We start from the raw sequence: 22,772 nt of genomic DNA, 5'->3' as shown, positions 1-22,772 counted from the left end.
ATGGTGCGCTTCTCCGTCACTAGAACTTGCCGGCGCGCGCCTGGTCGAAGGGCACGCGGTTCTGCAGGTACACCTCGTTCAGGCTGTGCGTGCCCGAGATGCCCGAGCCCTGCTCGAAGCGGTGGATGACGGCGCCCTTGCCGCCATTGCGCGCCCACTCGTCCGCGCCCTTGCCGTTGCCCTGGCCGAACAGCGTGGGGACGAGGTCCTTGTTGTTGACGTAGTGCACGTACTGGGGGCCGTCCGGGAAGTGCGCCGCCGCGCCGCCGAAGGTCTCCACCTGGAGCTTGCTCATGGCCTTCTCGACGTCGGCCTTGGACATGCCGTCCTCGATGCGCAGCCGGTTGGCCACGTCATTGAGGGCGCGGCTGGTGACGAGCGCGCCCTGGCTGTGGGCGAACAGGTGCACCGAGTGTCCCGCCTTCAGCTCGGCGTAGACGGTGTCCGCCATGGTGTCCACGGCGGGGTTGGTGCCCTTGTCCAGCTTGTCCTTCACGCACTGGGCGAGGTCGGCCACCATGCCCTCGGTGGCGTTGTGCACGCCGACGACCTTGGCTCCGGTCTTGTCGGCGATCGCCTGCATGCTGTTGGCCTGCTGGTCCTTCGTGTTGGAGATGCCGTTGACGTAGATGAACGTCTCGGTGGGGTTGGGGTTGTTGCGCGGGGTGACGCCCGGAATCTGGCTCAGCGGGGTGCCCGGGGGGTACGTCTGGCCGCCCGCGCCCACCAGGGCGCCGTCGAACACCTTGTCCGGCTTGGAGCCGCCGAAGATGCCGCCGAGCGACTTCGCCTTGCTGACGGCCTTGTTCTCGAAGCCGTCGACGAACTGGGCGGCCTTGTGCGCGCCGTCGGCGACGGCGTGGGTGGCGTTGCTCACGGTCTGCTGCGTCTTCTCGACGGCGTGCTGCGTGCCCGTGCGCACGGTGTTGAGGAGGTTGCGGCCGCGCTCGATGGGATTCATGGGGGGCTCCGGCGAAGGTTTCGGGAAAATCCGTTGAGGGATTATCGCGATCAGGGGGGCGGGAGTTGCGTCCCCCGGGGCCTTCATTGTCACCTTCTCCCCCCGTGGGAAACCATGCACGGGGGGTACGGCCTCTGGCGCCCCGCGTCAGGCGGCCAGGGGCGGGGGCTTCGGGTCCAGGCCGAGCTTCTGGCGCAGCTGACCCCGGGCCACGCCCAGTCCGCCCCGGGCCAGCGCGGCGAACCACGGGGAGCCGGTCGTCTGGGCAATCAACTCCCGGGTCTGGCGCTGATCCTGCACCACGGAGGTGAGCGCGGCCGGGTCGTTGAAGTTCTCGGTGAAGGCGTTGGCGAGCCGCTGCACCGCGCTCTGGTTGTCCGCCCGGCCGTCACTGCCGTACTGGGCCATCAGCAGCTCGCGCGCGGCGGGGCCGATGGGCTCGAGCAGGAGGTTGTTGAAGGTGTACGTCGGCAGGCCGTGCCGGGCGAAGAAGCGCTCGAAGGTGGCGTGCATCCACGCGGCGTCGAAGGGCCGGTCCCCGTGCCCGGCCACGCACTCGAGCAGGTTGCGCACCTGCTTGCTGCCGTTGTTGGCGCCCTGCCCGCCAATGGGGTCCAGGGACATCACCGTATCGCCCAGCGCCATCACCTCGCGCCCCGAGGGCAGCCGCCCCACGGGGTTGCGCACCGTGGGCGTCACCGCGCCCACCAGCCACCCGTTCGGGTCCGACAGCTGCGCGTCCTGGAACCAGTCCGCGTCCCAGGGGAACAGCTCGCGGAAGAGCCCCTTGGCGATCTCCACCACCTGCTCGCCGCTCGTCGCCCCGCGGAACTGGTCCAGCGGGCCACCCGGCTTCGCCTCGAAGAGGCAGTTCCAGCTGGGGCCCACGTCCTTGTGGAGGAAGGGCATGTAGAAGACCTCGCCCGCGGTGGGGAGCGCGTTGAAGCGCACCGGGACGAGCGGCAGGTTGTCATGGCGCATCTTCAGGCCCTTGATGCACATCCACGCGAGCTGGCGCTGGGGGGCGTCGTAGACACTCCGGGCCGCGTCACGCGCGAAGAGCTGGCACAGCTCCATGCGGCCCGCGGCCACCAGGGTCAGGTCGTGCGAGGCGGCGATCTGCTCCAGGCGCTCCAGCGTCACGGACTCGATTTCGACGCGCCCGCCGCGCGCCACCAGATCGTTCATCCAGCGGTGGCTCTGCAGGCGCACGTCGATGGCCTGGCCGGGGCGGCGCAGGCGTCCGGTGAGCGTGAGCAGGCGGTTGCGCGGCTCGGGGCAGACGGTGAAGTGGGCGCCCTCGCACCAGGGCACCTGGTCATCCCAGTGGTTGAGGCCGAGCTCGCGCTCGAGCTGCAGGGACAGGTCGAAGCGGGCCGCCGTGCCGGTGGGCCGGCCCTGGAGCCACTGCTCGGGCGTCTTGTCCGAGTAGAGCGTGACCTGGTGGCCCGCCTTGCGCAGGCCGTGCGCGGCCAGCAGTCCGATGATTCCCGAGCCAATGACTCCGATATTCCGCATGTTCTCCCCCCGTGAGTTTCGACGACGGGGGGAGTTCAGCAGGGAAAGATTGTGATGTCACGACGCGGCTGGCCGATCAGGACTGGGAGGTCTCGGGCATATCGCTCGCGCCGGAGCCGCGGGCTCCTCCAGGGGCCGCACCACCGTAATTTTCGATCTCAGGCTCCTCTTGCGCCAGTTCCTGCGTAGGTAGCAGGCAGCATTCCTCATTCACCGGCAACATCAAAACCTCGGCGGGAGTCCGGGTCGAATTCATCAAGGCGCAATCAAGCACTCACAAAGGTACCAACCGCCATCTCCGAGATGTTCTTCAGCGCGCCTTGATACCCAAGCTTTCCGCTGTAGCCCAGCCTTGGCCGGCGTCGGAATCAATCCAGCCATGGTATTTATCTTTGAATGCCTCCATCGCGGCGACAGCTTGACCAAGGATCAAGACCACATCGCTGTTCTGCGGGAGGTCGTCCTCATCCAGTAGATCCAGATAGGCGTGGGCAGTCTCGCCTTCAATAATATGATAGACGTCACGAAGCAGCCGATTGACAATCTCGACCTTCCTCTTGTTCAGGGCACCCTCGGGCTTCTTCTTCGCCAACTCCTGGAAATCGCGAAACATTGCACTGAGCAAAGGCATCAATTCGTCGTGCTTCACGCCCTTCTCAATGGTTGTATAGTCAGTACTTCTATCACTATCTCGTGGCATATAATATCCTATTTATTAGTCAGTTTCTTGGGAGGCGCAGTCCGCACTGACTCCTCCTCACCGTCTACTCGCCAGTACCAAACATCGAAGCTGTCATCAATGCTGTCTGCCCTGAACTTCTCCGCACATTCAATGTATTGCGACAAGATGACCGTCACATCACTGTTCGAGGGCATGTCGTCCGTCGAGAAAGCCTCGAACTCAGGGTACGGACGGTACTGGGAACCGAACAAGGCATTACACCCAACAAGCGTCGCATTCACGAGCTTAATTTTAAATTCATTCACCGCGTCGTTTGGAGACTTTCTCGCAAGCAGTGACATTTCTTGGTACAGGCCATCAAGCTGCGCCTTCAGCTTCTCGAATTTATCTACGTCGGCACGTGTCATGAATCACCCTACGATGGGCAGGCCCTTCGGAACTCAAGGTACTTTTTCTTCAACACTTCTATAGGCAACCGCTGCTTGCTGTCGAATACCTCTACCATCAACTCAAGGTCGGCATCAGTCAGGGCAATGATACAACGCCGCTGCCCCGACCAGAGTTCAATGGTGTTCTTGAACATTGCCTTCGGAATTGGATTGCGTGTCACGAGCACTCCGAAGGCACCAAATTCATTAGTCAGATAGCGATTAAGCTGGTTGATGTGATCGCGTTCGATCGCACGCACGTTCTTCAACTCCATGACAAGCTGACGACTGCGATAGTCCTCAAGAACTTCTTGCAGAAAATCGACTGAGCGGTTGTTGTAGAAGACTAGATCGCGGATTGTAGAGCCCCCTTCCGATCGGCTCTGCGTGGCGGCGAAGTCAAGGTGCGGGTAGAGCAGAGAAGCGAGAAGTTGCGCTGCGGCGTCCTCGTACTTCTTGTCCGCCATATCACCGATCCCAGTTGGAAGCGCTTTGATTTCAGCGAGCTTACGCCGGGCGGAGAGCACCGGAATCTGCTTGAACAGTGGATCGTTCTGACAATTGGCGGCAGTGCGCTCCTTCAGCTTCACATACTCCGCGACCATGCCGTAGTTATCGCGGTTGTACACGAGGACCTTGACGTGCTCATCCGAGCCCTGCTTGTTGACAACATCGTCTTTCGGGCAGGACGTCACAAAGTAGTCATCGAAATTGATCCAGGGAACGTGCCGCAACCAGCGCTTCGGCACGAGTAGAAGCGGGGCACCGTTTCCAGGATTGACAGGTAGATTCACATCGACGTCAGGAAGAAAACGCTGTTCCTTATAATCATATAGCGATTTCAATCGAACCTTCGTCAGCGGGATGCCGTTCGAATTGCACTGATCGATTGTGTAGTCGATCAAGAAGGACTTCAAAAAATTACAGGCAATATCGCTAACGCGGTCCTTCGAGATGCCCTCAACATAGAGCTGAATCTCCTCGAAGTGCGTGAAGCCGAATTGCCCGTAATCGGGAACACGACGGAACAGGTCAAGGATCTCGCGAGCCGTACCCTCGCCAATCCGCTTGCCTTTGCGGTTGGCCGACACACCGAGGCCAACCTCGTCGCACTCGGAGGCGAGGATCAAGTTATTCAGGGCCTCGTCCTCCTTACCTTTCCGCATGAGCCAGTTCTGACGATTGAACGAGTTCACCATCGCGGTGTGCAGCGATTGGTCTTGCTGCGATGGCGACCGCCAAAGGAGAAACGGGTCCACATAGAGCGGGATGTCCTCCTCTAAAAACGGGATGGCGAAGTCGAGTTCCGCCTGAGCAGCGGAAATGCCGTGGGCGTCGGTCAGGCGTGGGCGGATAAGGGCCATGGTGAGTCAACTCTAGAACAGCGAACGGCTGGGCACCGCGAACAATTTCAGTAACTTGGAGTGACGCGTTGGACCATAAGGGCAGCGAGGCAGCGCCCCATTCGAAGGTTGCTGCCGACGCCACTCAGGACTGGGAGGTCTCGGGCATATCGCTCGCGCCGGAGCCGCGGGCCGTGGGCTCCTCCAGGGGCCGGACCACGCCGAGCTGCCGCAGGTAGCCGAACGTGTCCCAGTGGCTCGAGTCCTCGATGAGCTTCCCGTCCTCGAACTGGAAGAGGGTCATTCCCTCCAGGGTGATGTGCTGGCCGTGCGGCTCCACGTCCAGCAGCCGCCGCAAGAGATTCCCCTGCAAGCGCCACCAGGCGATGGCCGTGTCCCCATCGACGTAGAGACCGAGGATTCGCGGCTCCAGGTTGGGGAAGCAGGCGCGCAGCAGCCGCACGTATGCCTTCACGCCCGCGAGGTCCGCGTCGCCCACCAGCGGATCATGGCTCACGTAGGCGGGATGGCACAGCGCATCGAGCACCTCCACCCTCCCCTGGCCGTAGACCTCCTCGATGATGAGCCGGGCTGCATGCTTGAGGTTGGCCATGGCATTCCTCCTCGGGGCCAGCCCCCTCCCGAGCCGCCCCCCATTGGCAAAGATAGGAACGAAGGCCTGGGGGCTCGCGCCAGCCCGCCGCCCCGGAACACGAGCGCGCGAGCGGCGCGGCACGGGGCCACCGCGTGAAAGGAAAAGGCCGCGCCTCCTCGGGGGAAGCGCGGCCCGTTCATCCACTTCAGGAGCTCCCGTGCGCGGAAGGGCTCAGAACGCCGAGCCGCTGGCGCGCGTGCCCGGCGACGAGCCCAGCGTCGAGACGGACGTGTGCAGCACGAAGGAGCCGGTGGCGCTCGTGTCCGGGCTGCGGTTCATGGACACGCCGTCGGTGCCGGACAGGGTGCTCGTATAGGTGTACGTGTTCACCGTGGTGCTGCCCGCGTTCTTCACGGTGACGGTGTCGCCGCTGTTGCCCAGGTTGAGCGCGCCCGTGGAGGAGCCCACCGCGTTGGTGAGCCCCGCGGGGATGCCCGCCGACGAGCCGAACACGACGATGGCCTTGCCCGCCGCCAGCGTGGTGCCCGTGGCGAACGTGTGCACCTTGGCCGCCGAGTCCCACAGGCTCCAGCCACTGAGATCCATCGAGGTGCCGCCCACGTTCACCAGCTCGACGAACTCCTTGGTGGTGTCCGAGCCGGGCTCGTTGGCGAGAATCTCGTTGATGATGACGTTGGCCGGGGTGCCGCCGGCCGACGTGGTGGCCGAGGCGGTGTTGCTGTTGGCGGACTCGTTGTTGGCCGCGTCATCGGCCGTCACGCGGTAGTAGTACGTGGTGCTCGCCGCGAGGCCCGTGTCCGAGTGGCTGGTGCCGCTGATGCTCGCCACGGCGCCGAAGGTGGCGTTGTCGGTGCTGCGGTACACGTTGTAGCTGGCCACGCCCACGTTGTCGGTGGAGGCCGTCCACGACAGGTTGATTTGACTGCTCGAGGCCGCGCTGGCGCTCAGGCTGCTCGGAGCGGTGGGGGCGGTGGTATCGGAGGTGCCGCCGCCCGCGCCCGCCAGCCACGCCACGGCGTTGAGGTGGATGAGCGCGTTGTCGTACAGCGTCTCGTTCCAGCCGTTGTAGGTGGTGTGGCCGCAGCCGTTGGTGGCGTCCTCGGCGGGCGAGGAGTCACCGATGAAGGCGATGCGCCCCGTGCCATCGGTGGAGGTGGCGAACGTCACCCGGGTGTTGGCACCCACGGTGCCGGTGGTCATCCACACGTGGCCCTTCGCGTTGGGGTTGGCCGTGGGGTTGAGCGTCAGCGACGTGGCGCCGAACAGGCCCAGGCCCTTGCCCGCCGTGGGCGTGCCATAGGGGCCCGTGTAGACGATGGGCGAGGTGGTGTCCGTGGTGAACTTCGAGTCCGGGGCGTCGTCGAACCAGTTGTCCGCCTCGGGGCTCACCTGGTAGTGGACGCCCCAGGAGACGCCCACCATCAGGTCGTTCATGATTTCGGGCGAGTCCCAGGTGTCGTTGTTGCGGTCCGAGTTCCAGTGGTCGGAGATGAGGAACAGGCCGCCGCCGCCCTTCACGAAGCCCTGGATGGCCGTGCGCTCGGCGGTGGTGAAGCGGGTGTTGGGCTCGGCGATGATGAAGACCTTGTAGTTCTTCAGGTCCTGCGCGTTGGTGGTGTCACCGTAGGTGATGCGGCTGCCGGTGGGCAGGCTCTCCACCGAGAAGCCCTTCTTCACCAGGGCCACGCCGAAGGAGGAGAAGGCGCCGCCCCAGTACGTCTCGGGGGTGGAGGCGGTGATGCCGCTCTGCGCGGGCGTGGGGAAGCGCTGCGCGGTGCCGCACGAGTCCTCGTCCAACACCCAGTCCGCGTTGCCCGCGGTCTGCGCGTGCATGGCCTCGAAGAGCACCTTCGACTGGGCATACGCCTGGACGGGCGCCATCAGCCCGAGCGCGGGCAGGGCGAACAGGAGGGAACGGAACAGGGACTTCATGGATGCCTCCTCGGCATGGGGGGGGAGCAGCCAGGGAAGCACCTACTTTCTCGGATTTCAATAAACACTCAAACAAACCGTACGGTTTCACGGAAGCGGCACGAAGGCGTGCTCGATTCGCGAGTCAGGGGGTCCGGGGGCCACTGCGCGTGCTGGGGCGTCACCGCCCGTGTGGCGTGGGAGGCGTGAGGCATTCTGTCCCCTCGCGAGGGCCGCCACCGGGCCGCCGGGAAACTTGCCCCGGGGTGCTCCGGCCGCACCATGGCGTGTCCCTCCACCGCCCAGCACGCGAGGCATCCGTGAGCACCCAACGAACCGAACGGTGGCATCAGCTTCTCTCCCCGCACCGCGTGGGAGACAAGAAGGACCGGCCGCCCCTGCCGCAGACGCGGGACGAGCGGACGGCGTACGACATCGACTACGACCGCATCGTCTTCTCGAGCGCCTTCCGCAGCCTGCACGACAAGACGCAGGTCTTCCCGCTGTCGACGAGCGACTACACGCGCACGCGGCTCACGCACAGCATCGAGGCCTCGAGCGTGGGGCGCTCGCTGGGTCAGCTCGCGGGGCGGAGCCTGAGGGCGCAGGACGTGAGGGTGGAACCGCCGCACCTGGGCACCATCGTGGCGGCGGCGTGCCTGGCGCACGACATCGGCAACCCGCCCTTCGGGCATTCGGGAGAGGCCGCCATCCAGCACTGGGTGGAGAAGCACTTCCCGGGCTTCGAGCCGGTGGAGGAGACGAGTGCGCGCCACCCGTTCGCCACGGAAGCGGAGTGGAGGGACCTGGCGGGCTTCGAGGGCAACGCCCAGGGCTTCCGCATCCTCACGCGGCTGCAGGCGCGCAACCGGGACGGCGGGTTGCGCTACACCGTGGCGACCGTGGGGGCGATGAGCAAGTACCCGTGCCCCGCGGTGCTGCCGAACCGGCGCGAGCGCAAGAAGGGAGGGCCTGTCTCGGAGAAGAAGTTCGGGTTCTTCCAGGAGGACGCCCAGCTGGCGCGCGAGGTGTTCCGCACGCTGGGGTTGAAGCAGCGCGAGCCGGACGTGTTCAGCCGTCACCCGCTGGCCTTCCTCGTCGAGGCGGCGGATGACATCTGCTACGCGCTGATCGACCTGGAGGACTCGGCGAAGCTGGGCCTCATCCCGATGGAGGAGGCCTGCACGCTGCTGGAGGACGTGGCCGCGCTGCAGCGCGGCTTCCAGCCCTTGAAGGACAAGGTGGATTGGGAGTCGCGGCTGGGGCGCGCGCGCGCGGGAGCCGTCTTCGCACTCATCCAGGAGTGCGTGGCGGCGTTCGAGGAGCACGTGGCGGACATGGAGGAGGGCCGCTTCGAGGCACCGCTGGTGTCGGTGCGGCCGGACGCGCACCGGAAGGTGAAAAACATCACCGAGCTCACGCGCAAGAAGGGCTACGAGAGCGAGCGGGTGCTGCAAATCGAGGCCGCGGGCTTCCGGACGCTGGGCGGACTGTTGGACATGTTCGCGCCGGCGGTGCTGGCGGACACACCCAACCGCGAGCAGAAGAAGCTGCGGCAGCTGCTGCCGCTGGAGTTCTTCCAGAGGCCAGGGCCCTACCTGGAGGACCGGGACGAGGCCATCCTCCGGCTGAGGCCCTACGAGCGGCTGTTGTGCGTGACGGACTACGTGTCGGGGATGACGGACGGCTTCGCGGTGGAGCTGTACCAGCGGCTCTCGGGCATCAAGCTGCCGGATTGAGAAAGCGCTCCAATCCCAGACACGAGAGGGATTCTCTCCTCCCGAGAAACTCCCCCTCTCCCCTGTAGCCCGAGAGGCAACGTTGCTCCCGAGACAACCGTCACCGGGATACACCTGTTGCCTCGGAAGCAACAATTCAGGAATTCTCCGGAACTCTTGAAGCAGACAGAAATTTGTGAGACATCATTCCTCGCGCTCGCCGGACGCGGCCACCCGCGGTCCGTGACTCTTCCGTCCAGGGGGACGGGGGCGCCTGTCTGTTCCGAGGGGAGAAACCCATGATGCGACGATTCTCTGGAGCCACGGCCGCGAGCCGTGGATGGAAGACTTTTGCCCGGTGTCTGGTGGGCCTGACGCTCCTCGCGGGAGGCAGCGCGCTCGCGCAGGACGAGGAGCCCATTCCCGAGGAGAAGGTCTACGCGGAGAAGGTGCTCGAGGAGGGCGAGGGCTGGCAGCTCAAGAACATCAGCGGCTACGCGCTGGACGACAAGGGGGATTACTACTCCCAGGACGTCTACACCCTGAAGGGCGGCAAGGACTCGGCCTACAAGCTGCCGGTGGTGCCCAGCCTCCAGGAGGAGCTGGCCGCGGACGCCGCCGCCACCGAGGGCGACTCGGTCTTCATCATCGACAGGTTCATCGCCGACGAAATCCGCATCTCCGAGGAGAAGGGCGAGCTCACCGAGGCGCTGAAGGCCATCGCCGAGCCGCTCGACGAGGAGACGGGAATGCAGAAGGCGGGCCCGTTCGGCTCGTGCTCGGACCATGTCATCAGCAAGAGCAAGGGCTTCAACCTCAACGCGCCCATCTCGTCGTCCACCAACTTCGGCGCGGGCTTCTCGGGCTCGCTGAGCACGACGGGCAACATCACGGGCAGCGCCACCGGTGAGGTGGAGCTGCGGCTCAAGCGCCACAAGATTTTCTGGGTGTGCATTCCCTACTCGGTGAAGTTCGGCCACGCGCGCGCCTGGGGCAACGCGACGGTGGGCTACGGCGCCACGGTGAACGGCTCCGTCAGCTACGCCTTCAACTGGAGCACCCAGCTCGCCAAGCCGTACCTGGGCTCGCTGAACTTCTTCATCGGCCCCATTCCGGTGCACATCGGCTTCAACCTGCCCATCAACCTGGGCCTGGGCTTGAACGCGACCGTCACCGGCACGGTCCAGTACAATGGCACCCAGGATGCCACGGGCGCCTTCGACTACACCTGCACGCTCAGCAGTTGCAGCGGCTGGTCCAGCTACAACCTGAGCGGCTTCAACTCGCCGCAGCCGGTGACGAGCAGCATCTCGGGCCGCATCTACCCGACGGTGTGGGCGCAGGTCGCGGTGCGCGCCTACCTCTACAGCGAGTGGCTCGCCTACGCGCAGGTGGGCGTGCGGCCGTACCTGTACGGGGACCTGTGGGGCTACTACGGCAACACCTGCGGTGACGCGGACGGCAACGGCATCAACGAGACGGTGGGCGCGCTGACGTTCGACCTCGACTGGCAGCTCTTCATCACCGCGCAGGCGGCGGCCTTCGGTGGCAGCCCCACCCAGTGGAACAACCTGTGGAGCACCTCGCGCAAGCACATCAAGTTCTGGGACCTGGCCCGCTCGAGCGCCCTGAGCCCCATGCTGACGGGCCCCGGCAGCGCCGCGGTGAACTACCCGGCCACCTACAACTCGCGGATGCGCACCTGCTGGCCCTACGGCGACACCATGAGCTACCAGCTCGCCTGGGGTGACAGCACCTCCACCGGCTTCAGCGCCCTCCCCGCCACCCTCACGCCCAAGAGCAAGAGCTGGAGCACCACGGGCCCGAAGACGGTGTCGCTCACCGCGCTGAGCGACTCGCACGGCCGCCAGCTCAACGCCACCCAGTCGCGCACCGTCAACGTCACCGTCCCCACCTGGACGTCGTGGCTCAACCGCGACGCGCCGGGCGGCGTGGGGGACTACGAGACGCTCTCCGACTTCCTCAACGAGGGCTACCCGGTCTGCGCCAACCCCGTCGCCATCGAGTGCCAGACCACCAGCGGCGTGAGCTCCAGCAGCTCGGGCGAGGTCTACAGCTGCTCGCTCCCCACGGGCGGCGTCTGCATCAACTCGCAGCAGTCCGATGGCTCCTGCCTCGACTACCAGGTGCGCTTCCTCTGCCCGTGAGCGCTGACGCACGCTCCAAGCGGTGAAGCACTCCGCCCCCTCCTGATTCCCGGGAGGGGGCGTTTGTCTTGGGCGTCTGTCTTGGGCGTCTGTCTTTATCGGGGCCCGCTCAGCGCGCGGTGGGCGGCAGCACCTGGATTTCCGTCACCGGGTTGCCCTTGGCGTACATGTCCGCGGAGACACGCACGGACGTGCCGTCGCGCAGGCTCTGCAGCGACACCTGCTTGCCGCCATTGAGGACGCGCACGTTGGACGCCACCGGCATCGTGTTGAGGAGGCCGCTGTCCTCGAGCACCAGCCGCTGCGCGGTCACCGAGCGGATGCGGCCCGTGTAGATGACGACCGCCTCGGCATAACCCTGGTTGCTCGTGTCCGGCCGGTTGTCCGGGGCCCGGCTCGCGGTGCTGCCCGAGCTCGTGCCCCTGCCCGAACTCGTGCCCGTGCCGCCGCCACCTCCCACGCCCTCGGCCGACGTGTCCCCGATACCCCTGGCCGCTCCGGGGGGAGCCTCGGCGTTGGCGTCACCCAGGCCCGCGGAGCCGCTTCCGCCCACGCCACTGCCGCCCACGCCGGACTCCGCCGCGGAGAGCTGCGCCCGCATCTGCGCGAGTTGCTGCTCCAGCCGCGCGACCTCCGTACGCAACCGGGCCACCTGCAACCGCTGCTGGGCCCCGTCCACCGACGCCGGCTGCGAGTCCGTCTCCGTGTCCGGCCCCTGCTCCGTCTCCCCCGCCGTTTCCGGCCCGCCGGCCGCCTGCCCCGCCGTCCCCGCGCCGCCCGTGCCCGTCTCCTGCGGCGTGTCGTCGGTCACCAGCCCCGAGCTCGAGCCCATCCCATCCGACGTCCCCGTGATGCGGGAGTCCTGCGTGACGTCGCCCACCGAGGAGTCCTCCGGGGAGGGAGCTGGCGTCCCCGTGCCCCCGGAGGTGCCCCCGTACTGCGCCGTCTGCGCCATTCCTTGCGCGGCACCGCACACGAGGAACAGGCCGAGCACCGCGATTCCGAGATCCAGCCAGTTCGGCTTCCGCATTGGGCCGCGCTCCCTTCTTCCGGTACAACGTTGGGCGGCGAACGCCCACGAGCAACCGGCACGGGCGCCGGGGACGTGGGGACATACAGGGCGGCTCTCCGTCCGCTCTCCGGGCCACCAAGGAGGCTCCGGGCTCTCCGCCCTCCCGGGGGGATGCCACAGCCCCTTCTCCACAGTCCGCTGGAGCTCGTCGAGCTCGACTGAAGCTCACCGCGAGGGGCCAGGTGGCACCGGCACCGCTCCCTGTTGCCCTGGCCCCGTCCGCTCCTGGCTCGGCTGCCCCTGCCGCGGCCGCTGGGGCTGCGCGACGATGTTGAGCGCCCGCTGCTCGCCCGTGGAGGTGAACGCGAACGAGGTGCGCACCGGCATTCCCTCGGAGAGCCGCTGCACGGGGATGCGGTTGAGCCGTGGCCCCACGAAGGCCTTCGTCTGGTCATTGAGCGAGAGCCGGTAGAAGCTCCCATCCGACGTGTCCACGATGTCGATGTGCCGGCTCTTGACGTCGACCACCCGGCCGTCGAACGTGGTGATGGCCAGCGTGACGGGGCCCTGGACCTGCACATTCGACGTGCCGGTAGTGCCCGTGGTGCCCGTGTCCCCCGTCCCGGCCGTGCCGCCGCCGCCCGTTCCGCGCAGCGCCTCCAGCTCGTTCTCCAGACGGCTCACGCGCTGGCGCAGGTTGAGCACTTCGCGCCGCATCGCCTCGGGACCCTTGGGCATCGGAGCCTGTGCCGCCGTGCCCGTGCCCGCCGTTCCCGCGCGCTCATCCGGCTCGGGTCCGACCCGGGTCCCCACGTCCAACGGAGGCGTCGCCGAGGGCGGCTCCTCCTGGCTGGTTCCCTGATACGTGGGCCCCGAGCCCGCCACACCGCCGCCGCCCGTGCCGGTTCCGCTCCCGGTCAGCCCCTGCTCTCCCTGGGGCCCGGTGCGCTGCAGGGGCACGCTGTCCAGGCCCACCGGGTTGCCCGTGCTCTGGGTCGCCGTACCGCCCTGCGTCCCCGTGCCCGCGGTGCCCGAGCCGCCCGTGGCGGGCTCGCCCGTGGCCGTGCCGAGGCTCCCCGCCGATTGCTGGCCCGGGGCCCCTGGCACGTCCGTCCCCGCCGTGTCCTGCCCCCGCTGCACGCTCGCCGTCCCCGAGGGGCTCGCCGCGGGCGGCGCGAGGCCCGTCCCGGTTTGCTGGCCCCCCGCGTTCTGCTGCGCCAGGGCCACCAGCGGGGCAGTCCCCATGAAGGCCAGCGCCATCCAGATGGCTCTCCGCATTGCAGTCCTCCTGTCGTGCACTCCCGTGGCGCAAAGGTGGGAATTGTTCGTGAAGGGACACACCCGGCCCCGGGCGCCCCCTACCTCCTCGGCGGCCCTCCGGGCGGGCGGCCCGGATTTGACGCGCCCTGCCAGCATGAAAGAGAACAAGCGGTGAAACTCCCGGCGGCTCCATGTCACCACGGCGCGTGGCCCACCTCTTCGCGGTCAGAATGACCCTCGTCGGCGACGCGTCCCCGGAACGGGACGCCGAGCGCCGGCTGCTGGCACGCGCCCGCAAGGGAGACCCCGCCGCCTTCCGCTCGCTCTTCGAGCAGCACTCGCCCGCCGTGTGGCGCTTCCTGCGCGACCTCTTCCGGGACGAGGCCGCCGCGGACGAGGCCACCCAGGAGACCTTCGTGCGGGCGCATGGGCGGCTCGGGGCGCTGCGCGACGAGGCGCGTCTGGCCTCGTGGCTGCTGGGGATTGCCCGCCACGTCTGGCTCGAGTCGCGCCGCACGCGTGGCACGCACCTGGACCTCGCCTCCGAGGAGAACGAGGCCCTGCTGGAGTCGGCGCTGCCCTCGCCCACGCCGGAGGACCTGTTGTTGGACCGGGAGCTGGAGGGGCTGTTGGCGGAGGCGCTCGGGGAGCTGCGCGAGGAGCGGCGGGCGGCGCTGCTGCTGCGCATCGACCATGGGCTGGCGTACGAGGACATCGCCCAGGTGATGGGCTGGTCCCTTCCCAAGGTGAAGAACGAAATCCACCGGGCGCGGCTGCAGTTGCGCGAGCGGCTCGCCGGGCACGTCGGAAACGGAGGCACTCGATGAGCACCCCCTGCCGCGAATCGGAGTTGGACGCGCTGCTGGCCGGAGAGCTCTCCGCGGAGGAGGCCGCGCGGGTGGGCGCCCATGCCGCCGCGTGTGGCACGTGCGCGAAGACGCTGGCGTGGCTGCGGCTGGAGCGCGGGTGGATGGCGCAGCGGGCCCGTCGCACGCCGTCGCGTCCGGCGCTGAGCTTCGGAGCGCTGGAGGCCCGGCTGCGTCCGGCGTCCGTGCCCCGGAGGGCCCACTGGGAGCATGCGGGGCGGATGGCCCTGGGGGCGGCGGTCGCGGTGGCCTTCGTGGTGCTGAGCCTGGTGCCGCGGGTGGGCCCCACGTCCCTCGAGTCGCTCTCCTCCGAGGATCCGTGGGCGGACGGGCTCGTGTCGGTGGCGACGGTGCCCGCGTGCATGGACCCGAGCGTCGAGGAGGTGGCGCGGGTCGAGGCGAGCTTCGGCGCGTGCCTGCTGGCGTCGCCCGCGCGGCCGCTGCGCTGAGAAATGCTTCGGGAAATCCGGAAGGCGCTCGACCCGGAGCGCTCCCGTGCGGGACGGGAGCGCTCGCGGTGGCCGGGGCCGCTTACGGCTGCGGATAGGCGGAGCTGCGCGCCTTGTCCACGGCCGCCTTGGCCTGCACCAGGCCGTGGCCGAAGACGATGTCATAGCCCGGGCCGGAGTCCGGGAAGTCGCCGTCCTGCAGGTCCATCGCGGTGGTCTCCAGAATCTCGCGCACCTGCGCGTTGGTGAGCTTGCGGTTGGCGCTCCACACCAGCGCGGCCACGGCGGAGGCGTGGGGCGTGGCCATGGAGGTGCCGGAGCTGTAGGCGTAGTCGCTGCCGTGGATGCCCACCTTCACCGGCTTGCCCAGCTGCGCCTTGATGTCCCCCACGCTGGTGGTGGGGATGGCCGTCACGGGCGGCCAGGTGGCGGCGCTGCCCAGCGTGAAGCCCAGCGCCTTGTCATCCTCGGGGTCGTTGTTGCCGATGATGACGGCGCGAGCGCCCTGGGCGCGCACGTTGCGCACCTTGTCGCCGAACTTGATGGTGCCGCGGTCCACGTACGCCACGAAGCCATCCGTGCAGCTCGAGGTCGAGCACGAGTGCATGCTGTCGCCCAGGCCGCAGTCGACGAGCTGTCCCTCGAACTCCTCGTAGGGCACGAAGTCCAGGGCGGCCGAGACGAAGAAGGAGCTACCGGCCCTCAGGTCCGCGTAGGGCGAGCGGCCCCGGGGGAAGGACGAGTACACGTTCACGCCGGGGGCCACGAGGCTCAGGTGCGGGCCGCCCTGGGAGAACTTGGGGTGCTTGTTGTCTGCGTCCGTGGCGCCCACCGCGACGACGCTCGGGTAGGCGGCCGGGTAGATTCTGGACTCGGGGGTGGCGATATCCCCGCTGTTGCCGCTGGCCGCGAAGGTGAGCATGCCCGCGTCATAGGCCGCCTGGAACGCCGCCTCCTCCGCGTCGTCGCGCGAGGGCGAGCCCAGCGAGAGCGAGGCGATGTTCGCCTTCTGCGTCACGCACCAGTTGAGCGCCGCGATGACGTCCGAGGTGCGCCCATCGCCGTTCTCGTCGAGCACGCGCGCCGCGAGCAGCTTGACGCCGGGGGCCACGCCCACCACGCCGTAGGGGCTCAGCGAGGAGTCATTGGGGTTGACCTGGCCGGCCAGGCCCAGCTGCGCCGCGATGGTGCCCGCCACGTGGGTGCCATGGCCGCCGCCCCACGCGCCCGTGGCGTCCTTGTCCTCGGGGATGTCGTCGCCGTCGACGAAGTCCTTGCCCCCGGCGTACGCCGGCTTGAGCTCGGGGTGCTGCGGGTCGATGCCGCTGTCGATGACGCACACGGTGATGCCCTCGCCCGTGGGCGCTCCGGTGTCGAGCACGCCGTCGTTGTTGGCGTCCCAGACCAGGTTGGCCTGCGTGGCGCGCACGCCCCAGGTGTACTCCGTGGTGCTGCCGGAGATGGCGGGCGCGGCGAGCAGCGCGGGCACCAGGCTCCCCGGCGTCAGGCCGAGCGCGTGCACCTTGCGGTCCTCGGAGATGGAGAGCACCTCGGGATCCTTCGCGAGGCGGGCCTTCTCCTCGGGGGTGACGGTGAGGGCCAGGGTGTCGAGCGCGGGCCAGTGGTACTTCAGCTGCGCGCCCAGCTTGCGCACCTTGTCCTCGCGCGAGCGCGACAGGGCCGCGGAGTGCACGCCGCTCTGCTTGCGGAAGCGCACCAGCACCCGCTCGCCGCCGTCGGAGGAGGCGGTGGTGGGAAGGGGGGTGCTCAGCGCCGGGGAGGCCGTGCCCAGGGCCTGGGGCGTGCGCTCACCGGTGCGGCTGAGGTCCTGGACGACGAGCTCCGGACAGGGCGGCTGCTCCTGCGGCTCGGGGTCGATCGGAACCGGGTCCATGTTGCACGCGGTCGCGCCCAGCCCCAACAGGCCCAACAGCACCAATCGCCTCATGTGAACGTCTCCTTGCACACCACAGCCGTGGGGGATGCACCGCCGGTGACGTACCGGGGGGCGGAACAGGAACCCGGGCCAACGACTGGCCGGAGGGCCCATTCCCATTGAACCACGGTAGGTCGTCCGCTTGCTCGACGGTAGGGAGGGCGAGCGTGTTCCCGCCAACCGTGTTCTCAGCGGACGTCCAGCGGACGGATGCGGGGGAAGGTCAACGCTCGGCGGGGTCGATGCCGAAGAGCCGCTCCACGTCGCGCGAGTAGTCGGCGAGCTGGCGCTCCACGGTGTCGGAATTCCAACCCAGCAAGGGGGCCATGTCGGAGGCGGCCACCCGGGCGGCGGCCCGGCCGAGGTCGCGCGTCTCGAAGGCCACCTTGAGGCGGCGCACGAGCAGGTCGGACAAGGTGAGGACGAGCTCGTGGGTGACGCCGTGGACGGCCTCGGCGCGCAGGTAGGGCAGGCCGGGGACGAGCGGCTCGGCGAGCTCGGGGCGCTCACGGGTGAGGCCCCACACCCGGCGCCAGCGCGAGCCCTGGGCGCGCACGAGGTGGACGGCGGTGTCCTCGCGGCCCACCTCGGCGCGGGCGGCGGCGAGCTCGGCGTCGAAGGAGGGAATGTCCCCGCCGGGCAGGGGCAGCGCGTCGGTGGGCGACTTGCGGTGGGGGATGCCGAGCGCCTTCTCCACGGCGTCCACGGTGTCGCGGGCCATGATGCGGAAGGTGGTGAGCTTGCCGCCGGAGATGGTGAGCACGCCGGTGGGGCTGGTGTGGATGGCGTGCTCGCGGCTGGCGCTGTTGGCATCGCCGTGGCCGTAGCCGCTGGCGACGAGGGGGCGGATGCCGGCCCAGGCGCTGACGACGTCCTCGCGGACGAGCTGGGCCTGGGGGAAGAAGGCGTTGGCGGAGGCGAGCAGGTAGTCCACGTCGGAGAGGCTGGCGCGCACCTCGGTGGGGTGGGCGTGGGTGGCCGTCTCGGTGGTGCCGATGATGGTGTGGGTGCCCGCGGGGAGGATGAACATCACCCGGCCGTCGACGGAGGACAGGAGGGTGAGGGCGGTGTCGGTGGCCAGGCGCTCGCGGGGCACGGAGAGGTGGACGCCCTTGGAGCCGCGCACGGCGGGGACGTTGCCGTTGGCGTCGAGCTTGCGGATTTCATCGCTCCAGGGCCCGGTGGCGTTGACGAGCACGCGGGCGCGCACGGTGAGCCGCTGGCCGGTGAGCGAGTCGACGACGGTGGCGCCGCGGGCCCTTCCCTCCTCGAGCACGAGGCCCCGGACGGAGGCGTGGTTGAGGACGACGGCACCGGCCTCGGAGGCGCCAATGGCGTTGGCGAGGGTGAGGCGGGCGTCGTCGGTGGCGGCGTCGTAGTAGCGGGCGCCGCCGGTGAGGCCCTCGGTGCGGATGCCAGGGACGGCCTGGGAAACGTCACGGACGTTGAGGCCGCGCGAGCTCTTCACATTCCGGAAGAGCGCGAGGGCGTCATAGAGCTTGAGGCCGGCGGCGAGCTTCCAGCGGGGGATGCGGGCGCCCTGGTAGACGGGCCAGACGAAGGAGAGGGGCCGCACGAGGTGGGGCGCGAGCCGGAGGAGACGGGCGCGCTCGATGCTGGACTCGAAGACGAGGCCGAGGTGGCCGTGCTCGAGGTAGCGCACGCCGCCGTGGATGAGGCGGGAGGAGCGGCTGGAGGTGCCGGAGGCGAAGTCCTCGCGCTCGATGAGGGCGACGCGCAGGCCGCGGAGGGCGGCATCGCGGGCGACGCCGGAGCCCGTGACGCCGCCGCCGATGACGAGGACGTCGAACTCCTGGGAGGAGAGAGCGAGCAGACGCTCGGAGCGGAGGGCGGGAGGCTGGGGAGGAGAGGGAGGCAACAGGGCGACAGCGCCGGAGCCACCGCGGCGGGCGGGAGCGGGGGCGGAAGGGGCGGCGGATTCAGGACGCACGGGGGGGAGTGTAATGGGGGGTGACGAGGACGGCAGCAGGAACCGAACGCGGCGCGTCAAGCGGGGGACGGTGGAGACCCGGGCCGTTGGAGCACACCGAACACTCGAGTCCCCACCCGAGGCCCCCACCCCTTCGAGGACCCCGGGGAACACCTCAGCTACTTCTTGGTCTGGCCGGGGGAAGAACCGGGCATGGAGCCCCCGGACGACGAGCCGGAGCCACTGTCGGCCTGGCGAGAGGGGTTGGCGCTGTTGTTGGGGTTCTTCTGATTGGAGCGGTTGTCGCGGTCCTGCTTGAAGGAGTCGTTGTTGGGGTTCTTGACGTCGGAGCGCTGGTCGTTGGGGTTGGTGGGCATGGAACTACCTCCGGAGGAGAAGCAACCGGGCGGGATGCCCGGGGAGGAGGAAGGTAGGGAGGGCCGCTTGGGGGGACAGCGAGGCCGCGGGGAGGGGGCAGTGTCGGGAAGAAGCCGGGAGTGCTGCGGGAAAGCGGGGGCATGCATACCTCCACGAGAGCCCGGACCGGGAGGTAGCGCGTGAAGACGGTGATGTACGAGCGCAGCGGGAGAACGAACACGGGGGCGCAGGCGGTGCGGGTGGAGGGGATGAGGCGCCTGCGGGTGCTGGAGCAGGGCGAGACGGTGGTGGAGCGGGAGCTGACGGAGGAGGAAATCGAGCGCCTGGGGCCGCTGGTGGAGGAAGCGGAGCGGCGGCCGGCGCCGGCGGCGTTGGAGCCGGCGGCGGGGGGCCCGAGGGGGATGGCGGTGAGCCTGGCGTTCGAGGATGAGGAGACGCCGCGGGTGCGGCTCGCGGCGCACGCGGGCCAGGCGGCCGTCGGAGACGGGACGCCGTACGACGAGCTGTTGAAGGAGCTGGACGAGCTGCTGACGGAGGAGTTGCACGAGCGGGCGCCGAGACACGCGCACGCGGTGTTGCCGCACGAGCTGCGTCAGGAGGAGTAGCCCGGGAGCCGCGCGAGCCCAAGAGCCGCGCGAGCGTCTCAGCCAACCATCTGTGCGGAGCCGGAGTCGGAGCGGCCGCTGGGAGGAGGCTCGAGGGGAAGGGCCACGGTGAAGGTGGCGCCCCGGCCGGGCAGGCTCTCGACGCGGATGTCGCCGCCGAGCGACTCGACGATCTGCCGGCAGATCCACAAGCCGAGGCCGAAGCCGCCGTAGTGGCGTTCGGAGACGGCGCGCTCGAAGCGCTGGAAGATGCGGGCCTGGTGTTCGGGGGCGATGCCGATGCCGTGGTCGCGCACGGTGAGGCGGGCGAGGTCGCCGTCCTGGGCGACGGAGAGCTCGACGGGGTGGGAGGCGCCGTACTTGATGGCGTTGGAGAGCAGGTTGGTGACGACCTGCTCGAGCCGCAGCCGATCCCACCGGCCGATGACGGGCGCTCCCGCCTCGAGGACGAGCGTGCAGCCGGCGCCGGCGGCATCGGCCTCGGCGCGGGCGACGACGTCCTGGAGGAGGGCGGCGAAGTCGACGCTCTCGTGCTCGAGGGCGAGGCGGCCGGCGCGGATGCGCGACACATCGAGCAGGTTGTTGACGAGCTGGTGGAGGCGCTCGGCGGGGCGGCGGGTGGCCTCGATGCGCTTGCGAGCCGGGTGCGGCTGGCCGTCGGCGTCGGTGGCGGGGAGCGAGCGCCAGAGAATCTGCAATTGCAGTTGCAGCGAGGTGAGGGGCGTCTTGAGCTCGTGGGAGGCGACGGAGAGGAAGTCGTCGCGGATTTGCAGGGCCTTCTGCAGATCGGCGGCGAGCGCCTCCACCTCACGGCGGGCGAGCACCTGTTCAGTCACTTCGGCGCACAGGCCCATGGTGCCGAGAATCTCGCCATCGACGCCGCGCCAGGGCTGCCAGGTGAGGTCGAAGTACTTCACCTCTTCCTGGCCGGTGCCGGAGAAGTCGGCATGCAAAGGCACCTCATGGCCGGCGATGGGGGTGCCCTTGCGGTAGACCTCGTCGAGCAGGTGCAGGAGGTTGGGGTCCAAGCCGGAGAACGTCTCCCGGACGGAGCGGCCGAGGGCGAGGCGCTCGCCGACGAGGGTATGCCCGAGCGGGTTGACGAGCTCGACGACGTGGTCGGGCCCGCGGGTGAGGCAGATGGCGACGGGGGCCTGCATGAAGAGGGTCTCGAGCCGTTCGCGCTGGGCCTCGGCCTCGAGGTGGGCGTCGTGCTCGCGGGCGAGGAGCTGGGCGCGCTCGTGGTCCTCGCGGAAGCGGGCGGAGATGTCGCGGAAGACGATGACGGAGCCGAGCCGTTGGCCGTGGGGATCGGAGAGGGGCGCGGCGGTGTGCTCGATGGGCAGCTCGGTGCCGTTCCTGGAGAGCAGGAGGGCCGGGTGGCCGAGCTGGACGGGCCGCTCGGTGTCGGGAGCGGGGACGCTGGGAGCGAGGGGCTCGCGGGTGGAGGGATCGACGAGGCGCAGGACGCGCTCGAGGGGCTGGCCGATGGCGTCGGCTTCGCGCCAGCCGGTGAAGTAGGAGGCGACGGGGTTGATGAAGCGCACGAGGCCGTGGGCGTCGGTGGTGAGGACGGCGTCGCCGATGCTGCGCAGGGTGATGGCGAGCACGTGGCCATTGGCCTGGGCGGAGGCGCGGGCGAGCTCGGCCTCGTGGAGGGTGGTGCGGACGCGGGCGGCCACGAGGATCATCAAGGCGGCGATGCCGGTGAAGAGGGCCTGGGTGACGGAGTGGTGGGCGTCGGCGGAGGCGGCGGGGAAGTCCTCGCGGAAGAAGAAGCGGGTGAGGACGAGGGAGGCGGTGATGGAGAGCGCCCCGGGGCCGTGTCCGCCCAGCCAGGCGGAGAGGATGATGGCGGCGAGGAAGAGGAAGTAGGGAGAGGGGGCGAGCCAGCGCCAGAGGAGCCACTGGAGGGAGAAGGCCAGGGCGGTGGCCAGCAGGGCGAGTCCGTAGCGGGCCCAGGGGGGCGTGCGGTACGGACCGGAGGTGCTGGGGAGGAAGGTCACGGGGGACCCTGGACCTGGAGACAGTGGGGAGAGGAGCTCCGGCCACGGATAGACGGAGGACCGCCGCGATGGAACGGGGGACGAGGAATCCCCTTCCCGTGTGAGTTCGAAACCGAGCACTCCACCCCCCTGAACCTGGACACTCTAGCCACAGGGTCGAGCGCCGAACCAGGGAGGGAGCGGCGCGAGGAGGGGGCCGGGGCCGGGTTGCGGGCCGGGAGGGGGTAGGTTTACAGAGGGAGGATGAAGCGAGTGCGGTTCTCGGTGCACCGGACGGTGGGAGAGGCGAGGCTCCAGGCGGGGCTGTTGATGGGCTCGGGGCTGTCGGTGGAGGTGAGAGGAGAGGCCCTGGCGCCGTTGAGTGGGGAGCTACCGATCACGGAGACGTGGGTGGAGCTGTGGCTGCCGGAGGAGGAGGTGGAGAGGGCGAGGGAGCTACAGGCGGAGCTGGAAGCGGACGGGGAGAAGGCGGAGAGGGCGGTGGAGTGTCCGGGGTGCCGGGAGGAGAACCCGGGGAACTTCGAGCTGTGTTGGAGCTGTGGGGAGGAGCTGCCGGAGACGCCGAGGCCGCGGCTGCGGGCGGTGTCCTGAGGGGAGCGTAAGCCCGGCTGATGGGAGAGGGGACGCGGTGTCGGGGAATGACCAGGAGGGAGGGCGGGGGGCGGTGCGGCGGGCGCGGCGAGCCTCTAGAGTCAAAGAGCCGTGCTGAACGTGCCACCCGCCGAAGAGAACCGGGGCCGCCGAGGCCCTGAAGAGCCCCCGCAGACCCTGCTGCCGCCACCGTCGCCGACACTCGTACACCGTGCGCGCGCTCAGCCCCAGGGTTGCTGCAATGCTGGCTGCACTCTGCCCCTGCGCACTCAGCAGGACGACGCTGGCCCGCAGTGCCACTCCCCCCTGGCCTCTCTGCCGCATGGCCCTCTGTAGTACCAGCCGCTGCTTGGGGGTCAGCCGGATGCTACTCTGCTCAGGGGTCATCGCCCCT

Annotated in this window: 19 protein-coding genes and 1 pseudogene; 6 read left to right on the top strand and 14 right to left on the bottom strand. The window is 68.8% G+C overall.

The features are described from left to right. Positions 1 to 19: 19 nt before the first annotated feature. From ACJ8AN_RS06550 to ACJ8AN_RS06520, 7 genes are all read right to left on the bottom strand, one after another. Positions 20 to 961 carry a hypothetical protein gene (locus ACJ8AN_RS06550; RefSeq protein WP_407754375.1) on the bottom strand — a complete coding sequence of 314 codons (942 nt, stop codon included), beginning with the start codon at positions 959 to 961 and terminating at the stop codon, positions 20 to 22. Between the two features lie 147 nt (positions 962 to 1,108). Continuing rightward, positions 1,109 to 2,479, bottom strand: a complete 1,371-nt coding sequence (locus ACJ8AN_RS06545) for a styrene monooxygenase/indole monooxygenase family protein (protein WP_407754374.1) — start codon at positions 2,477 to 2,479, stop codon at positions 1,109 to 1,111. 310 nt (positions 2,480 to 2,789) lie between these two features. Further along, positions 2,790 to 3,128: a hypothetical protein gene (locus ACJ8AN_RS06540; RefSeq protein ID WP_407754373.1), complete on the bottom strand. Its 339-nt coding sequence runs from the start codon at positions 3,126 to 3,128 to the stop codon at positions 2,790 to 2,792. 59 nt (positions 3,129 to 3,187) lie between these two features. Continuing rightward, entirely contained in the window at positions 3,188 to 3,568 is a 381-nt protein-coding gene (locus ACJ8AN_RS06535) for a hypothetical protein (RefSeq protein ID WP_407754372.1), read from the bottom strand. A gap of 8 nt (positions 3,569 to 3,576) precedes the next feature. Beyond that, on the bottom strand, positions 3,577 to 4,953 hold the full coding sequence (locus ACJ8AN_RS06530; protein ID WP_407754371.1) for a hypothetical protein: 1,377 nt from the start codon (positions 4,951 to 4,953) through the stop codon (positions 3,577 to 3,579). 124 nt (positions 4,954 to 5,077) lie between these two features. After that, positions 5,078 to 5,545, bottom strand: coding sequence for an ester cyclase (locus tag ACJ8AN_RS06525; protein ID WP_407754370.1), 468 nt, complete (start codon positions 5,543 to 5,545; stop codon positions 5,078 to 5,080). A 213-nt stretch (positions 5,546 to 5,758) separates the two neighbouring features. Further along, on the bottom strand, positions 5,759 to 7,480 hold the full coding sequence (locus ACJ8AN_RS06520; protein ID WP_407754369.1) for a lamin tail domain-containing protein: 1,722 nt from the start codon (positions 7,478 to 7,480) through the stop codon (positions 5,759 to 5,761). Between the two features lie 299 nt (positions 7,481 to 7,779). Here ACJ8AN_RS06520 and dgt point away from each other — a divergent pair, with 299 nt between their 5' ends. Together dgt and ACJ8AN_RS06510 are read left to right on the top strand one after the other, a co-directional pair. Further along, the gene (gene dgt / locus ACJ8AN_RS06515; protein WP_407754368.1) at positions 7,780 to 9,198 is read left to right on the top strand and encodes a dGTP triphosphohydrolase; all 1,419 of its coding nucleotides are present in this window, start codon (positions 7,780 to 7,782) and stop codon (positions 9,196 to 9,198) included. A 278-nt stretch (positions 9,199 to 9,476) separates the two neighbouring features. Further along, on the top strand, positions 9,477 to 11,345 hold the full coding sequence (locus tag ACJ8AN_RS06510; RefSeq protein WP_407754367.1) for a hypothetical protein: 1,869 nt from the start codon (positions 9,477 to 9,479) through the stop codon (positions 11,343 to 11,345). A gap of 109 nt (positions 11,346 to 11,454) precedes the next feature. Here the strand turns inward: ACJ8AN_RS06510 and ACJ8AN_RS06505 are convergent, their stop codons facing one another. Beyond that, a complete protein-coding gene (locus tag ACJ8AN_RS06505) occupies positions 11,455 to 12,375 on the bottom strand; it encodes a hypothetical protein (RefSeq protein ID WP_407754366.1) in 921 nt (306 codons plus the stop codon). 207 nt (positions 12,376 to 12,582) lie between these two features. After that, complete coding sequence (locus tag ACJ8AN_RS06500) at positions 12,583 to 13,635, bottom strand: hypothetical protein (protein WP_407754365.1); 1,053 nt, start codon at positions 13,633 to 13,635, stop codon at positions 12,583 to 12,585. A gap of 212 nt (positions 13,636 to 13,847) precedes the next feature. Here ACJ8AN_RS06500 and ACJ8AN_RS06495 point away from each other — a divergent pair, with 212 nt between their 5' ends. Both ACJ8AN_RS06495 and ACJ8AN_RS06490 read left to right on the top strand, forming a co-directional pair. Continuing rightward, positions 13,848 to 14,444, top strand: a complete 597-nt coding sequence (locus ACJ8AN_RS06495) for an RNA polymerase sigma factor (RefSeq protein ID WP_407754364.1) — start codon at positions 13,848 to 13,850, stop codon at positions 14,442 to 14,444. Next, positions 14,441 to 14,932 (top strand): zf-HC2 domain-containing protein, encoded by a 492-nt coding sequence (locus ACJ8AN_RS06490; protein ID WP_407754363.1) that lies wholly within the window; start codon positions 14,441 to 14,443, stop codon positions 14,930 to 14,932. The genes ACJ8AN_RS06495 and ACJ8AN_RS06490 overlap by 4 nt, the downstream gene beginning before the upstream one ends. Before the next feature lie 82 nt (positions 14,933 to 15,014). On the opposite strand, the gene ACJ8AN_RS06485 is transcribed toward ACJ8AN_RS06490, so the two are convergent. The 3 genes from ACJ8AN_RS06485 to ACJ8AN_RS06475 all read right to left on the bottom strand — a co-directional run bounded on the left by ACJ8AN_RS06485 (position 15,015) and on the right by ACJ8AN_RS06475 (position 19,175). Then, complete coding sequence (locus tag ACJ8AN_RS06485; protein WP_407754362.1) at positions 15,015 to 16,880, bottom strand: S8 family serine peptidase; 1,866 nt, start codon at positions 16,878 to 16,880, stop codon at positions 15,015 to 15,017. Between the two features lie 211 nt (positions 16,881 to 17,091). Further along, the gene (locus tag ACJ8AN_RS06480) at positions 17,092 to 18,747 is read right to left on the bottom strand and encodes an FAD-dependent oxidoreductase (protein WP_407754414.1); all 1,656 of its coding nucleotides are present in this window, start codon (positions 18,745 to 18,747) and stop codon (positions 17,092 to 17,094) included. Between the two features lie 230 nt (positions 18,748 to 18,977). Then, on the bottom strand, positions 18,978 to 19,175 hold the full coding sequence (locus tag ACJ8AN_RS06475) for a hypothetical protein (RefSeq protein WP_407754361.1): 198 nt from the start codon (positions 19,173 to 19,175) through the stop codon (positions 18,978 to 18,980). 180 nt (positions 19,176 to 19,355) lie between these two features. Between ACJ8AN_RS06475 and ACJ8AN_RS06470 the strand changes: the two genes are divergently transcribed. Then, positions 19,356 to 19,781, top strand: a complete 426-nt coding sequence (locus ACJ8AN_RS06470; protein ID WP_407754360.1) for a hypothetical protein — start codon at positions 19,356 to 19,358, stop codon at positions 19,779 to 19,781. Between the two features lie 38 nt (positions 19,782 to 19,819). On the opposite strand, the gene ACJ8AN_RS06465 is transcribed toward ACJ8AN_RS06470, so the two are convergent. Continuing rightward, positions 19,820 to 21,787: an ATP-binding protein gene (locus ACJ8AN_RS06465; RefSeq protein ID WP_407754359.1), complete on the bottom strand. Its 1,968-nt coding sequence runs from the start codon at positions 21,785 to 21,787 to the stop codon at positions 19,820 to 19,822. A 243-nt stretch (positions 21,788 to 22,030) separates the two neighbouring features. Between ACJ8AN_RS06465 and ACJ8AN_RS06460 the strand changes: the two genes are divergently transcribed. Further along, positions 22,031 to 22,378 (top strand): hypothetical protein, encoded by a 348-nt coding sequence (locus ACJ8AN_RS06460; RefSeq protein WP_407754358.1) that lies wholly within the window; start codon positions 22,031 to 22,033, stop codon positions 22,376 to 22,378. A gap of 159 nt (positions 22,379 to 22,537) precedes the next feature. Here ACJ8AN_RS06460 and ACJ8AN_RS06455 read toward each other — a convergent pair. Continuing rightward, positions 22,538 to 22,702, bottom strand: a pseudogene (locus ACJ8AN_RS06455) (helix-turn-helix domain-containing protein); the annotation flags it as partial. Positions 22,703 to 22,772: the final 70 nt, after the last annotated feature.

Source organism: Archangium sp. (genome assembly GCF_045802675.1).
Classification (GTDB): Bacteria; Myxococcota; Myxococcia; order Myxococcales; family Myxococcaceae; genus Archangium.
Note: the sequence above shows the minus strand (reverse complement) of the source record. Positions and strands in the feature narration are given on the sequence as shown.

Excerpts from the sequence above, each read along its gene's own strand:
- ACJ8AN_RS06550 (WP_407754375.1), bottom strand. The coding sequence starts at position 961 with ATGAATCCCATCGAGCGCGGCCGCAACCTCCTCAACACCGTGCGCACG.
- ACJ8AN_RS06545 (WP_407754374.1), bottom strand. The coding sequence starts at position 2,479 with ATGCGGAATATCGGAGTCATTGGCTCGGGAATCATCGGACTGCTGGCC.
- ACJ8AN_RS06535 (WP_407754372.1), bottom strand. The coding sequence starts at position 3,568 with ATGACACGTGCCGACGTAGATAAATTCGAGAAGCTGAAGGCGCAGCTT.
- ACJ8AN_RS06530 (WP_407754371.1), bottom strand. The coding sequence starts at position 4,953 with ATGGCCCTTATCCGCCCACGCCTGACCGACGCCCACGGCATTTCCGCT.
- ACJ8AN_RS06525 (WP_407754370.1), bottom strand. The coding sequence starts at position 5,545 with ATGGCCAACCTCAAGCATGCAGCCCGGCTCATCATCGAGGAGGTCTAC.
- ACJ8AN_RS06520 (WP_407754369.1), bottom strand. The coding sequence starts at position 7,480 with ATGAAGTCCCTGTTCCGTTCCCTCCTGTTCGCCCTGCCCGCGCTCGGG.
- ACJ8AN_RS06510 (WP_407754367.1), top strand. The coding sequence starts at position 9,477 with ATGATGCGACGATTCTCTGGAGCCACGGCCGCGAGCCGTGGATGGAAG.
- ACJ8AN_RS06505 (WP_407754366.1), bottom strand. The coding sequence starts at position 12,375 with ATGCGGAAGCCGAACTGGCTGGATCTCGGAATCGCGGTGCTCGGCCTG.
- ACJ8AN_RS06500 (WP_407754365.1), bottom strand. The coding sequence starts at position 13,635 with ATGCGGAGAGCCATCTGGATGGCGCTGGCCTTCATGGGGACTGCCCCG.
- ACJ8AN_RS06495 (WP_407754364.1), top strand. The coding sequence starts at position 13,848 with ATGACCCTCGTCGGCGACGCGTCCCCGGAACGGGACGCCGAGCGCCGG.
- ACJ8AN_RS06490 (WP_407754363.1), top strand. The coding sequence starts at position 14,441 with ATGAGCACCCCCTGCCGCGAATCGGAGTTGGACGCGCTGCTGGCCGGA.
- ACJ8AN_RS06485 (WP_407754362.1), bottom strand. The coding sequence starts at position 16,880 with ATGAGGCGATTGGTGCTGTTGGGCCTGTTGGGGCTGGGCGCGACCGCG.
- ACJ8AN_RS06475 (WP_407754361.1), bottom strand. The coding sequence starts at position 19,175 with ATGCCCACCAACCCCAACGACCAGCGCTCCGACGTCAAGAACCCCAAC.
- ACJ8AN_RS06460 (WP_407754358.1), top strand. The coding sequence starts at position 22,031 with ATGAAGCGAGTGCGGTTCTCGGTGCACCGGACGGTGGGAGAGGCGAGG.